We start from the raw sequence: 13,463 nt of genomic DNA on the forward strand, positions 1-13,463 counted from the left end.
CACTCCGTTGGGTTCAGATTCTTCTGCGCTCCGCGGCGGAAGCCGCGAGGGCGAGTAGCAACATTGCGGTCAGGGGAAGGAATGCGCCCTGGAGAGTCGACATGTCCAAGGTGAAGGCTTCGATCCACTCGTCGGTGTCCGACGAATGGGACGCGATGGCCGTGGTCACGGTGCGAGCGTTATCGCCGCTACCGTCGCCGGTGTCGAGCGTGAGCTGCTGGGTCGCCTGGTCCGGCGCGTTGAGAGCATCTGCGAAGAGTCGCACCTCGACTTCAGCTCGTTCTCCGGGTTGAAGCGTGAGCGTGCAAGTGAACTCGCGAGTCTGGGTGACGCAGGCTTCTCGGTCCTCGCCGTCGACGAGGATGCGCACCATCCTGTAGACGAGTCCCTGGTTCACACGCCCCGACAACGTTACGGTGACAGGCTCAACACCCGAAGCTGGTCCGAGGGTCCCGCGAAGGGTTGATACGGTTCCGGGTTGCATGTCGCCCGATGCGAAGGATAGGGCCATGGGGATGGGAGCCCGGTCATCTGTCTCCGCCGCCGGTCGCGGAACGGAAGACTTCGTTGCCTCCGGCGTAGGGGCCGGAGAGGGTGCGGGGGTGCTCGTCGGCGGGTTCGGAGCCGGGGGTCGTGGTCGTTGGATAGACGGACGCACCCCGGCGGGCGGAGGTTGGACAAAGGGTGGGACGGGAGGGGCGACAACGTTGACCGCGTAGTCGAACGCAGCGACCTCAGGCTGAGCGGGAGACGTTGCGTGCGAGTTCACCGAGAGTGCTGTACCAGGTGAGGCGGTTGCTGCAACGGTCAGGGCATAGGTGAGGGTGAAGGTGCCGCCGGGAGCGAGATTGCCAACCGTGCACTCGACAGTGTCCTGGTCGCCCGAACACTGCGACGGCAAGTTCGAGATCGAAGATCCCGATGCGGCGATGATGGTGTAACTGGTGTCAAGCGCCGTTCCCGGGCCACTGTTGGTGATCGTTGCCGACCTGCTGATGGTTTGGCTGGCTTGGGCTTGCGTTGCCCCGGAACCCGACACGGACAGTGCGGATACGAGACCCGGGAAGGTTGCATCGGTGGCCGCCTGAGACTTCAGACGCGCCTCTGCTGCGGCGGAGCTACGCAACAGTGAGTCGAAGGTCACGGTGCGGTCCGAAGTGGACTGTGGCATGGACACGGTTGCGGTCCACGCCAAGCTGCACTCGGTCCCCGGCCCAAGACCAGACGCGCTCGGAGCTATCAACGCCGCAGAGCCGTCGAATGCAGGATTCGCTGCGCATGCAGGATCAGAGCTGGCGCCCGCGGACACACTGTCGAGAGTCAGCCCTTGAGCCTCGACAGCTGCACGCAAGGGCGCGGAGACCGAGGGGTACAAGACAGCACCCGTCGCACGCGACGTGTTGCGGACTGTGGTGACCATGGAGAGCGTGTGCGATACGCGACCCAGCGCTGCTTCGACTTGCGCCGGGCCGACCGACGCCGTTGTACCCACAGACCCGGCCTGGCACGCAATCGGCGCAGTGATGAGGAATCCACCATCGACACCGGCGCCAGCGGTGCTCAACGTGAGTGTGAACGAAGACACCGGAGACGAAAACCAGACATCGACAGCGTCACGCGGATTGCCATCTCCAGAACCATCGTTGACGGCCCCCGAGAGCACCACCGAAGTCCCCGACTGGAACGCCGTCGCGCTGCCCGGCGCGGTTGAGCGCGCTACTGCCGACGGCGTGACAGACCCGTTGGGACCAGTTCCAGTGATGCGAAGGCGTGATGGGTCTTGCATACCTCCCACCGTGAATTGCACGTTCTGGGCCTGAGGGATCTGCATGGTCAGAGAGGCACCAATACCCGGGTTCACCGGAGCAAAGCCGAGAGCCCCGGTGCCTCGATACTGAAAATCGGACCCGTAACCTGCTGGCGAGTAGGTCGTGAAACCCGGAGAACCCACGACCCCGCTAAAGGAGCCGGACGTCGCGGGGTAAGCCGATGCGGCTGTCGTGGCGCTGTACATTGCCCCATTCGAAGCAGTTCCACCGCCCGCCCAACTGAAAATGGGCGTCACCGCCGCGTCAGACGTTCCGCATTCCAACCGGTCGACGTACGGAAGACTGATGGGTTCGGCTGACGCCGGTGGAGCGGAGGTCGGCAGAACGGCCGCTGACAATCCGACCAACACCAAGACCGCAGCCGCCCCAGCCCAAGCGCTGCGACGGCGCACTGGACCGCCCTCAGGCCGAGGCCCGGCATCCAGATGTGTGACGCGGAACATGTGATGCTCAATATATATCGATATATGAGCACCCGGGATAGTCAATCGGCGCTCCTTGTCGAGGCGGATACTGGCTCTGCTCTGGCGGCCACCGAGGACTCACTGCAATGCGCAGGTCGCCGTGTGCTTCTCCCCGGCTGGTTCCAGCTCGGTAAAATCGGGTTCCTCGGTATGAAGACGCCTGCGCTGAGGGCCCAAGTCTGCGCGAGATCCGAGAGGCGACCGTGATCTGACCGAGGGCGAGGCAGCGCTCCCGCACAGGCCAGATCAGATGTCGCTGACTCCTGCGTCAGCCCTACGCTGCGTCTCGCCTACCCGCAGTTGACGACCGCACTACGCCCAGTGGACTTCGCCGTCTTGACGAGCGGTCCGGTGACGTAGGTGTTGCAGGTGACACTGTTACCGTCCATGATCTCGGCGTTGAAGTTTCCGTAGCCCGAGGCGGTCGGTCAGGACATGCGCCACGGGAGCGGGATGCTCCCCCTCAGCCGCCGAGCGGCGCACCGCGCCGTCGCGTCCGCGCCGGCCATTTGGGCAATGACCGGATCGGCCCTGTTCGCCATGTTCGCGCCCGGTCACGCACTCCTGCCCGACGCGGCCGTTCCGATCGACGCGTGCATCCTTCCGGCAGCGGCGGGCGTCATTGTCGCTCCCTCACGCAAAATGTTCGATGGACGAGTAGGGCAGCTGCAGCGACGAGTGGTCTCCGTCGGGCCAGGGCGGAGACAGCAATCGCGAAGTGATCACCGTCCTGGAATGCTTGGTCAGCCGCGCACTGCCCCTGATGACCTTGGTCTCACTGGACCATATCGCAGCGACCTTCACACCGCTGATCCTCGTTGCCGCTCAGACCCGGCACGCCCTGCGGTGGGTTCGCTCGAAGCACTGCCCGCCCGACGAACATCGTCAGCATCGCAGGACAGATCGCACTCGCGCCGGTTTACGACGTGCGACGTGCGACGTGCGACGTCGCTAGGATGACGGTCGTGCGCCAACTTCGGCTCCGGATCGAGGACCTGTAGCATGGCTACCGCGTTGACGCCACGATCACTGCGTGATGGACCCGCCGATGCGGCTATCCGCGGTGCGGCGCCAGCGCGTCGAAGGGCGAAGGCCCACACACGCGAGAAGACTGAAGGCGCGATCTCGGACAGCATCGATGGACCGGTCAGTCAGCGGCATCATGAAGAGCGATTCGGCGACCACCGTCGCATCGGACGCCATCAGCGTCAGTCGCCATACCTCAGCGGCGTTTCCGACCCTGAATCTTGCTGCTTCGCCACCCACCACCTGTTCCCGGTCCGCTCGGGACATCTCTTCGAGAACGATCATCCGTACGCGTTCCGCTCGTGTGCTCATCGACTTTCCAACTCCTTCTATCGGACTGATATCCATGAGCTCACGCACGGCGTCTACTGGCTGTAAACGAACTCTGTTCGGAGAAGGGGCACCCACCTTGATGACGGCGTTATATCCGCGCTGACAGGCTCTCGGTGTTCGCTACTCACGTCAACGAAGGGTCCCATCATGCGAATCCCACCACCTCCTCGCCAGCGGGCAGCAAGCGATGCGCACATCCGCGGCCACGCTCGGCATCGCAGCCGTCTCCTCGGATCATCGACGGTCGCCTGCACCCTGATCGGAGCCTTCGCTCTGATCGGCGCGTCCCCTGCGCTCGCGATCACCGGCGGTGACGAATCAGACACCCCGGAACCGTGGGTGGCATCAGTGCAATTCGGGGGAGATCACCATTGCACCGGCACACTCATCGACGAGAATTGGGTTCTCACCGCCTACCACTGCGTTGCAGTGGAGCTTCCGGAGGGGGTGCGGCTGGGATCGAACGACCACACCGAAGGCGAGTTCGTCGGCATTGAAGAAGTGATCAACCATCCGGATGCGTGGTTTGATCCGGAGACCCGCGAGATGTTCGGACCCGACCTTGCACTGCTGAAGCTGAGCGAAACGACGACGATCGAACCGATGCGGGTCGCCGATGAGCTCCCGGATCGCTCCTCCCCCATGAAGACCTTCGGCTGGGGCTTTCTGGACTGGGATGCCACTCCGACCACTCTTCTCCACGAACTCGACGTCACCCTGAGTCCCGCCGGGGATTGTCCCCCGGCGAACGACTACGCACCTGCCCGACTGTGCATGATCGACCCTTCCGGCTCAGGCATCGTCCCCGGAGATTCTGGCGGGCCGCTCATCGCGGACACTGCCGAGGGTCGGCGCCTGGTGGGAACGAGCAATTCTGCAGCCCCCGGTGTGTCCGTGTGGACCGATGTCACCCTGTTCTCGACATGGATTCAGGACCAGATCAGGACCGGAGCTTCCGACCTGATCCGATGAGCTTCTCCTTATAGAGGTAGCTGTCGGCCCCGGCGACGGTCGCCATCGCCCAGGCCTGGAGTGTCTCTGCATTCATGGTGTTCCACGCGGGCGTACTCTCCACCTGGGACCGCCCTAGTCGGCGTCCCAGGTGGACGAGTTCATTGCCAGCGGGGATGCGAAGATCAGCAAAGGCCCGCCGCGATGAGTCGATATCTCCGTACCCGTGCAGCAGCCGTCGAAGGGTCATGGCGTCGGTGAGCGCCTTGCTCGCGCCGCTGGCGGTGTGCGGGCGTGTGATGCTGGCTGCGTCACCGACGAGGAGGTGGCGCTCCATCGCGTTCTGAGGGAGCTCGAGGTCACGCACCGGGAAAGGGCCAGCGCGCGCGAGGTCTATGAGCTCGGCCCAGTCTGATGGGAGGGCGTCCTCGACATCGACGGCTTCTTCATGTCGGGAGGAGTAGAGAACCCAGTTGAGTACCGCTGCGCCTGCAGGGCCGGGAACGGGATACGCGACGAGGTGACCGCCGTCGAAGACGATGGTGATTCCATCGTGAACACGGATCCCCGCCGGAGGCGTGTAGCTCGTGATCGTTCCGCGCCAGCATCTGTACGACGCGAGCCTCGGAGTCACGGGGATCTGCGCCGAGCGAACCACGGAATGCACTCCGTCCGCGCCGACCACGTGATCGAACAGCTGCGCGGCGCAATCCGCGAACTCGATTCGCACGCGCGAACCGACGATATCGACGGACCGCGCAGTCGCGTGGTTCTGCGTCACGGAGCGCGGGACTCGGGACGCGAGGGCGTCGCGGAGACTGGACCACCGCAGAGCGACGACTGAGGGCGCGACTTCCTGGTCCCACAGCTCGACACTTCGCCTGGTGCGGGCATCCTTGCGTAGCCAGCGTCGACGCGTCAACGTGAACACAGGCAGCTGTCCCGTGATGAGCCCCTCGCCGATCGCGTTGATGTACACCGTCTGCGGCAGACAGATGCCGAATCCGTCATCGCGGAAGTCGCGCCGTCGATCGAACACGGTCACAGGATGACCGAAATCGGCCAGCACCCGAGCGACCGCGAGGCCGGCGATACTCGACCCGATGACAGCGATCTCCTCGTTTGGTGGGGCCATTACCTATCACTCCTTTGCTTCCGCTTCACTGCTTCACATCGTGTGAATGCGCGTACCGGCACGGCTCGCCTTCGACGCCCCGGCCGTAGGCGATCAGCGTCGACCGTAAGGGAGGCAACGAAGAGGGAGGGCGGCACCGCTGACTCGGATGCCGCCCTTCCTTCATGGCTCAGGCGGCGTTGACTTCGATCGAGATCCGCACGCCCGACAGAGCCTGCGACACCGGGCAGCCCGTTCGCACGCCTTCCGCGATCTGGATGAGCTCACGCTCCGCCAGACCGGGGACTGTTGCGTTCACATCGAGTCGCGCACCGGTGATTCCGATGCCGGGAACGAAGTCGACGCCGGCAACCGTGTCGACACGCGTCGGAGCCGTGCCGTTCTCCACGAGGGCGTGCGAAAGCGCCATGCTGAAGCACGTCGAGAGCGCTGCCGCGATGAGTTCCTCCGGAGTGGTCTTCGGCCCGGCACCTTCACTGCGCGCGCGCCAATCGACAGCGAACTCGGCCGCGTTCGAAGTCGCGAGCGTCGTGCTTCCCGATCCGTCGATGAGGGTGCCGGTCCACGTGGTCTTCGCTTCGTTCTTGATCGTCATGATGACTCCTGCTCTTGCCGGCCGAGGCCGTATCGAATGTGTCAATGCGACGATATGAAGGCGGGCGTTAAGCCACCGTTACGCGACCATATTCGGCCCGACGAGAACGACCGTCGCAAACCGCTCCGTGCTCAAGGCTCCTCAGCGAGCCAACGCTGCCTTAACACACGCCGCTGTCGGATAGCAGGGTGCAGTCATCCCTCGCCGAAGGGTTTCCTCATGACGCGGCACCATGATCATCCGCCCGCAGTCGCTTCCACGCTCCGCCGAGGGCAGCACGCTTCTCCTCAGGAGGAGCTCGTCGCAGAGGAATGCGATGGTCGAGAGGACCCGACCATCAGGTCGATTTGGTAAATTTTAGATGACTAGATTTTTTATCTTGAGAGGAGCCACCATGCGCGTATTGATCGTCGAGGATGAGGCATACCTGGCGGAGGCGATCCAGACGGGACTGCGCCGCGAGGGAATGGCTGTCGACCTCGCGTTCGACGGAGATGTGGCACTCCAGAATCTTGGCGTCAACGACTACGACGTCGCCGTGTTGGACCGCGACATCCCAGGGACGCACGGCGACGATGTATGCGAATGGCTCAGCCAAGAGCGCGCCTCCTGCCGCGTCCTCATGCTCACTGCCGCCCGCAGCCTCGACGATAAGGTCGCTGGCTTCTCGTACGGCGCGGACGACTACCTCGCGAAGCCGTTCGACTTCGCCGAGCTCGTGGCGCGGGTTCGAGCATTGGGACGTCGTAGCGGGCCCCCTCGGCCCCCTGTGCTCGCCGGCCACGGCCTGCATTTGGATCCGTTTCGGCGGACTCTCACCCGCGACGGGATCGATGTCCAGTTGCCGCCGAAGGAGCTGAGCGTGTTAGAGCTGCTGATGGCCGCCGATGGAGGGGTTCTCAGCGCCGAGACTCTGTTGGAGAAAGCCTGGGACGAGAACGCGGATCCGTTCACTAACACCGTCCGCGTCACCATCTCGAACTTGCGTCGTCACCTGGGTGAGCCGTGGGTGATACACACGACTCCTGGAGTCGGGTACCAGTTCGGCGCGCCGCGCGCGAAGGGGTAGTCGATGACTGGAGCACGACCGGGATCCGTGCGTCGGCGAGCGCGACTGACGCTCCGCACCCGACTGTCGCTCATGTTCACGGCTCTCACGGCAGCTGCGGGGATAAGCATGATCGCGGTCGTGAATCTGTTCATGCGGATCGTGCCCGTCTACTCCCCGATCTCCAGTGCTCCCCCGACTGCTCCCTATCGCTCGTCCGTCACCCCCGACGTCGATGGCACTGTACGCAAAGGCGAGCTGACATTGCACTCGGCTGCTGATGTGCTGAACACTTCGCTCGCAGTCTCATTGGTCGTATTGCTCGCGGTGATCGTATCGGGCGCTGCGATCTCATGGGTTCTGGCCGGCCGGCTACTGCGGCCTTTGCACCTCATAAATGCCGCAGCCCGCGCTGCCGGCAACGGCCGGTTCGACCACCGGGTCGCATTGAACGGGCCTCAGGACGAGGTGAAGGACCTCTCCGATACGTTCGATGACATGCTGAGCAAAGTTGGTCGTTCCTTCGAAGCGCAACGCAGGTTCGCTGCCAACGCCTCCCACGAACTACGGACCCCCCTGGCGACGACGCGAACCCTGCTCGAGGTGACCCTCGCAGACCCGCTGGCGACGATCGAGGATTATCGGACGGTTGCGAAGCGGCTGCTCGATACCAATCTGCGCCACAGCGAGATGGTCGAGGCTCTGCTGGATCTCGCCCGCGCTGATGGCCAGGTCGTCTCGTGCGATCTCATCGACGTCGCCGAACTGGTGGCCGACGCCTTGGCGCCCCGCCAAGATGAGATCGAAGGCGGACGGCTGAGGGTTCGAGTCGAACTCCCGCCGTGGACCCCTCACGCTGTCGGAGACCGCGTGCTGATCCGCCAGGCGATCGGGAACCTGGTGAGCAATGCAGTCCGTCACAACCGACCCGGCGGGGAGGTGCGGATATCTCTGGCGCGGTCGGATGCCGGGGTGATCCTGCGAATCAGCAACGACGGTGAGCAGATCTCAGCGGAGCGGGCCCAGGAGCTGTGCGAGCCGTTCACCCGCGGCCGTGACCGCGTGCGACGCTCCGGCCACCCTGACGGGCACGGCCTGGGTCTCGCCCTCGTCGCAGCGATCGCCGATGCCAACGGTGCGCGCCTCGAGGTGCGGACTCGTCGCAAGGGCGGCCTCGACATCAGCCTCACCTTGAGATCGCGCAGTTCACCCGAGACCCCCGCTTCCGCGCGGCGTGACACGTGAGAACTTCCTTCGTCGCATGTCATCGCGAGGCATCGAACACGACGCGCGCGACATCGGCGACGAGCGCATCCTCGTAGTCGACTTCGGGGTCATTCTTCTCCGTGAGGATCGTGATGACGAGCGGGTCCTCGCCCGGCGGGTAGACCACAGCAATATCGTTGCGCTTCGCGCCGGCGCCGCCGGACTTGTCGGACACCGTCCACCCCTCCGGTGCAGACGCTCGGATGAGAGCGTCGCCCGTCGCGTTGCCGGTCATCCACGTGATCAGCTTTTCCGCATCGTCTTCGGACAACCACGTTCCCTCGACGGCGGCTGCGAGAAGGATGCCGAATGCGGCCGGAGTGGTCGTGTTCGCCGGGTTCCCTGGCACAGTGTCGTTGAGTTCGGGTTCATAGTCGGTGAGCACCGTGGTCGGGTCGCCTGCTTCTCGCAGCTTCTGCTGCACAGCGGCGGGGCCACCGAGGTACTCGAGCAGGACGTTGAGTGCTGTATTGTCACTGAACCTGACCGTCGCCTCCGCGAGCTCGTCGAGCGTCATCCCGTCAGCGACGTGGAGTTCCGTCACCGGTGAGTAACCGGCCTCCTCGACGTCACTCTTCGTCCACATCATGCGTTGTGACCGCTCTTCGGCGGACGTCTGGTGGAGGAGCACCGCAACGGCCAGCGCTTTGATCGACGACGCGAACCCGAACCTCTCATCCGCACGAAAAGCGTGTCGCTCGCCTGTGCCGGTGTCGATGACCTGCAGACCGACGCGTGCGTCGTATTCTTCTTCGAGTCGTTTCAGCTCGATCTGTATGAGATCGATCTCATCGACGGACGCAGACTCCGACGGTGACGCATCACGCCCCGATTCAGAAACCGCCGCGCATCCGGTGAGGAGCGTCAGGGCGGTGATGAGCGAAGCGATCAATGCGGATGCAGAGGTGTTCATGAACTTCCTTCAGATATGTGCAGGTCGGATCGAGGCGCCGGCTCCGGCCGGTGTGCGGCCGCCGGAGCCGGCGTTCGATTAGGACGCGAGCGCCGCTGTGGGCGGAGTGCGTGCTGCTCGCACGGCCGGATAGATCCCTGCGATCGCGCCGATCGCGAGCGTGCTTCCGATCGCAGCGGTCAGGACGATCAACGGCACGGAGAACTTCCATCCGTTGAGCGAGGCGAAGACTGCGGTGACGATGACGCCGAGCACGACGCCGAAGATGCCACCGAGCGCCGACAGCAGGAGGGCTTCCACGAGGAACTGCATGCGGATGTGTGCTCGCGTCGCCCCCAGCGCGCGTCGAAGCCCGATCTCGCGGCGACGCTCGAGAACCGAGATGATCATGGTGTTCGCCACCCCGATGCCGCCGACGAACAGCGCGACAGAGCCAAGACCCACAAGAAGCCCGGTGAATGCTTGATCGGAGGCAGATTTTGCCGCCAACGCGTCCGACGGTCGGGAGACCGCGACTTCTTGCGGCGCTTGGGGGTTCACCGTTGCGGGGAGCAGATCGCGGATCTGATCGATGAGATCCTCTTCGCTGCGCTGATACACGATGGAGGGGCTGCGATTGAAGTCGAACAGCTCCTCGGCGATGTCGAAGCCGATGAGCGCTGACCGGTCGAGTTCCGGGGCGAGTACGGAGCTGTTCAGGATTCCGATCACCGTGAAGTGGTGTCCACCGAGCCATACCTGCGTGCCGACGGTCACCACTCCCAGCAGCTCTGCCGCTTCTGACCCGAGCACGACGGTCGGAAACGCCGCAGTCGCCGGATTCAACCACGCCCCGACTGCAAGATCAGCGCCGACCACATCAAGAAGGTCATGGTCGGCGGCGAGCACCCCGATTCCTCCCGTGGCCTTCTCGTTGATGAGCTGAGAACGGTAGATGTTCGCATCGATCTCACCTGTACCGCTCGCTCCCAGCACTCCTTCCATGTTCCTCACCTTGGGAATCGTGTCCTCCGGGAGGATGACGTCATCGATGGCTTCGTTAGCCGATGCGGTGAGCAGGTTGGTGCCCAACGACTCGAGTTGGGCTTGAAGGTTCGCTTGACTGGACGTGGAGATGCCGACGACGGCGATCATCGCGGCGATTCCGATCGCGATGCCGAGCGCGGAGAGGAACGCGCGCATCGGTCGCGTGCGCAGCCCGCTCGCCCCCAGGTGCAGCACATCATCGCCGCGGAGCGATGAACGGCCGGTCTGCGGCGCTTCCTCTGCGGACGTGGCAGTCGTTTCAGCGCGCGCATTCATAGGTTCGCTCCCGTCAGACGGCTGTCGCTGACGACGCGTCCATCCCGAATCGCGATCTGACGCGGCAGCATCCGCGCGAGTTCGACGTCATGAGTGATGACGATGATGGTCGTCCCTGAACGGTTCAGTTCATGAAGGAGTTCGACGATCGCGGCTCCCGAACTGGTGTCGAGGTTGCCGGTCGGTTCGTCGGCCAGCAGCAGAGGTGGGTCTCCCACCACCGCGCGAGCGATGGCCACGCGTTGACGTTCACCACCTGACATCTGCGCGGGCTTGTGGGTGTGGCGGTGGGAGAGCCCGACCTTGTCGAGCGCACGGCGAGCACGTTCGCGACGAACGGCTCGCGGCACACCGGTGTAGAGAAGCCCGTCTGCGACGTTGTCGACAGCAGTCACTCCATCCGAGAGGTGGAACTGCTGGAAGACGAAGCCGATACGGTGCGCGCGCAGTGCCGAGAGTTGACGGTCGGTGAGCCGCTGGATGTCCGCTCCGCTGATCATCGCGACCCCGGAGGTGGGTTTGTCGAGCGTGCCGATCAAATTCAGCAGCGTGGACTTTCCCGAACCGCTGGGACCGACGATCGCGACGAGCTCCCCGGGAGCGATGCTCAGTGACACCCCGGCGCATGCTCGCACGGGTGGATGACCGTACTCGCGTTCGACGTTCTCGAGTTCGACGATACTGTTCATGCTGACGGCACCACGACATCCATGCCGGCTTTCACACCATCGCCGCTGATTTCGACCCTGCCCCCGGCGAACAGTCCGGTCGTGACGGGAATCGTCTGAGTGTCGCCGTCGGCGGTCGGCGATTCGACAGCGAAGTTGCCGTCCGGCAACGCGAGGAGTGCTTCGACGGGCACGGAGAGAACGCCTTCGCGAATCTCCGAGGGCACGTCCACCGTCACGTTCGCGCGCTGGAACCCGGCGGCGGCCTCGGCGTCATCGAGAGTGATGGTCACGGGAACGACGACGGCCGTCGATCCGTTCGTTTCGCGCTCTGTGGGCGGGTCCACCTCGGTGATCACCCCCGTGGTCGAGCCGCCGCCAGGAAGATTGATCTCGACGGGAGCCCCGACGACCGCGAGCTTCTGATCCGCGAGCTTGAGGTCGGCGGTGACATCCTGTGCCGATGAGGAGACAGTGAGGACCGCTGTGCCGGCGCCGACTTGCGCGCCCACATCTGCGGGGACGTCGAAGATGCGCACGGGCTCATTCGAGACGACGAACCGCCCGAGGTCCAGTCGACCCGTCTCCTCCTCCCCGAGTGCGTGCTGCAAGTCCTCGATCGCCTCCTCGGTCCACCAGGAGAATTCTTCGTCAGGTTCGACGTCGAGGTAGCCGAGCTCCCGCAGATTCTGCTCGAGTTGCTTCACGTCAGGGCCGTCGTCCATTCCCTGTTCGAACCCGCGCCACGGCGGAAGAGTGCCGGTGAGAAGGATCACCTTCTGATTGTTCACGGAGAACAGCGCCTCTCCACGGCCTTTCGTCTCGCCGGGTGCCGACACGGCGGTGATGACGCCGCTGAGACCGGTGGAGAGATCGCGCTTCCCGGAGTAGTCGAGAACCCCTGGCACCGTCGATGTGCCGGCCAACGTGCCCGACTCGACTTTCACCGTCGAGAGATCCGCAGCATCGGACGAGGCGGCATCGTCCGATGCCGTGGAAGTCGACTGAATGGCGAAGATTCCGCCGGCGCTGACGGAGATGACCGCTGCGACCGCCACACCCCATAGGAGGGATCTTCTTCTCGGCGGTCTGGACTGGGGCGATTCCAGCGATTCGCGTTCGTCACCGTCGACGGCATGGATCGAAGCGTGCAAGGTCAGCCTCCGATCTTCATGGCCTGACCGCCGCACTCTGCGACGACCTCTTCGGGGGCGTCGCTGGGGACCGCGAGGGGCTCGTTCGGGGCAGGGTCGACGACCTCGTAGCCTTTCTCTCGATAGCACTCGACGGCCTTGCGCGTGAACTCGGCGAAGTCGTCTCCTCCACCTGACTGCTTCCTTTCAGACGCCGCCGGCGGTGTACCGACCTCGTCCGCGCACTTCTGCTGCGCAACTTCGAACGCTTCCGTGTCGTAATCGGCGCTCTCGCCCTTGACAACCCCGCCATCATCATCGAGGTCGGGGACATCGATGCCCTCGCCCCGGAGGCACTCGGCCATGGCGAGCTGCCACTCGTGATAATCGTCGTATCGAGGGGCGGAAGAGGAGGAGCCGGACGGAGCCGTCTCCTCTGGTGCAGGAGTCGCGCATCCCGCGAGGCCCAGCGCGATCGCCGGTACGGCCAGGAGGGAGACGAGAAGAGCCCGAGGGGAACGGATGGCGGGTGTCAGTGACATGAGGTGTCCTTTCGTGAGGTGATGTCTTCCAGTTCACTGGTCGGACCGTAAAGGGGGCGTTCACCGGGGCTATGGGCCACCTCTGTGATTCCGAAGTGCTGCCTGAGGCATCATCGCTCGCATATACGACCAGCGAGACTGGATGGACGGGGTGTGCGTGGAGGCCAGTCCGCCACCGTGCATCCCCCCTCCTCGACCAAGAAGCCGACCAAGGTCGGCCACCGGGTCGAGGAGCAGACCAAGGACGGCGTGAAGCGC

The 13,463-nt window shown here is 64.3% G+C and carries 12 protein-coding genes; 3 read left to right on the forward strand and 9 right to left on the reverse strand.

Going from position 1 to position 13,463, the window contains the following annotated elements; genetic code table 11:
• Positions 1–13: 13 nt before the first annotated feature.
• Together ACIPYT_RS14505 and ACIPYT_RS14510 are read right to left on the reverse strand one after the other, a co-directional pair.
• The gene (locus ACIPYT_RS14505; RefSeq protein WP_401075631.1) at positions 14–373 is read right to left on the reverse strand and encodes a hypothetical protein; all 360 of its coding nucleotides are present in this window, start codon (positions 371–373) and stop codon (positions 14–16) included.
• A gap of 2,946 nt (positions 374–3,319) precedes the next feature.
• The gene (locus ACIPYT_RS14510; protein ID WP_401075633.1) at positions 3,320–3,631 is read right to left on the reverse strand and encodes a hypothetical protein; all 312 of its coding nucleotides are present in this window, start codon (positions 3,629–3,631) and stop codon (positions 3,320–3,322) included.
• A gap of 168 nt (positions 3,632–3,799) precedes the next feature.
• Here ACIPYT_RS14510 and ACIPYT_RS14515 point away from each other — a divergent pair, with 168 nt between their 5' ends.
• A complete protein-coding gene (locus tag ACIPYT_RS14515) occupies positions 3,800–4,624 on the forward strand; it encodes a S1 family peptidase (protein WP_401075636.1) in 825 nt (274 codons plus the stop codon).
• Here the strand turns inward: ACIPYT_RS14515 and ACIPYT_RS14520 are convergent.
• Positions 4,593–5,738, reverse strand: coding sequence for a hypothetical protein (locus ACIPYT_RS14520; protein WP_401075639.1), 1,146 nt, complete (start codon positions 5,736–5,738; stop codon positions 4,593–4,595). The genes ACIPYT_RS14515 and ACIPYT_RS14520 overlap by 32 nt on opposite strands.
• A gap of 169 nt (positions 5,739–5,907) precedes the next feature.
• Positions 5,908–6,333 carry an OsmC family peroxiredoxin gene (locus ACIPYT_RS14525; RefSeq protein WP_401075641.1) on the reverse strand — a complete coding sequence of 142 codons (426 nt, stop codon included), beginning with the start codon at positions 6,331–6,333 and terminating at the stop codon, positions 5,908–5,910.
• Positions 6,334–6,727: 394 nt separating this feature from the next.
• On the opposite strand from ACIPYT_RS14525, the gene ACIPYT_RS14530 reads away from it, so the two are divergent.
• Both ACIPYT_RS14530 and ACIPYT_RS14535 read left to right on the forward strand, forming a co-directional pair.
• Positions 6,728–7,402, forward strand: a complete 675-nt coding sequence (locus ACIPYT_RS14530) for a response regulator transcription factor (protein ID WP_401075644.1) — start codon at positions 6,728–6,730, stop codon at positions 7,400–7,402.
• 108 nt (positions 7,403–7,510) lie between these two features.
• Positions 7,511–8,626 carry a sensor histidine kinase gene (locus ACIPYT_RS14535; RefSeq protein ID WP_401075646.1) on the forward strand — a complete coding sequence of 372 codons (1,116 nt, stop codon included), beginning with the start codon at positions 7,511–7,513 and terminating at the stop codon, positions 8,624–8,626.
• Between the two features lie 19 nt (positions 8,627–8,645).
• Here the strand turns inward: ACIPYT_RS14535 and bla are convergent, their stop codons facing one another.
• The 5 genes from bla to ACIPYT_RS14560 all read right to left on the reverse strand — a co-directional run bounded on the left by bla (position 8,646) and on the right by ACIPYT_RS14560 (position 13,028).
• Positions 8,646–9,560, reverse strand: a complete 915-nt coding sequence (bla, locus tag ACIPYT_RS14540) for a class A beta-lactamase (protein ID WP_401075648.1) — start codon at positions 9,558–9,560, stop codon at positions 8,646–8,648.
• Positions 9,561–9,638: 78 nt separating this feature from the next.
• The gene (locus tag ACIPYT_RS14545; protein ID WP_401075651.1) at positions 9,639–10,862 is read right to left on the reverse strand and encodes an ABC transporter permease; all 1,224 of its coding nucleotides are present in this window, start codon (positions 10,860–10,862) and stop codon (positions 9,639–9,641) included.
• Positions 10,859–11,551, reverse strand: a complete 693-nt coding sequence (locus tag ACIPYT_RS14550; protein WP_401075654.1) for an ABC transporter ATP-binding protein — start codon at positions 11,549–11,551, stop codon at positions 10,859–10,861. The genes ACIPYT_RS14545 and ACIPYT_RS14550 overlap by 4 nt, the downstream gene beginning before the upstream one ends.
• Positions 11,548–12,684, reverse strand: coding sequence for a peptidoglycan-binding protein (locus tag ACIPYT_RS14555; RefSeq protein ID WP_401075656.1), 1,137 nt, complete (start codon positions 12,682–12,684; stop codon positions 11,548–11,550). Before ACIPYT_RS14555 ends, ACIPYT_RS14550 begins: the two co-directional genes overlap by 4 nt.
• A gap of 2 nt (positions 12,685–12,686) precedes the next feature.
• A complete protein-coding gene (locus ACIPYT_RS14560) occupies positions 12,687–13,028 on the reverse strand; it encodes a hypothetical protein (protein ID WP_401075659.1) in 342 nt (113 codons plus the stop codon).
• Between the last annotated feature and the right edge of the window lie 435 nt (positions 13,029–13,463).

Source organism: Microbacterium sp. NPDC089695 (assembly GCF_044749085.1).
Taxonomy (GTDB): Bacteria; Actinomycetota; Actinomycetes; order Actinomycetales; family Microbacteriaceae; genus Microbacterium.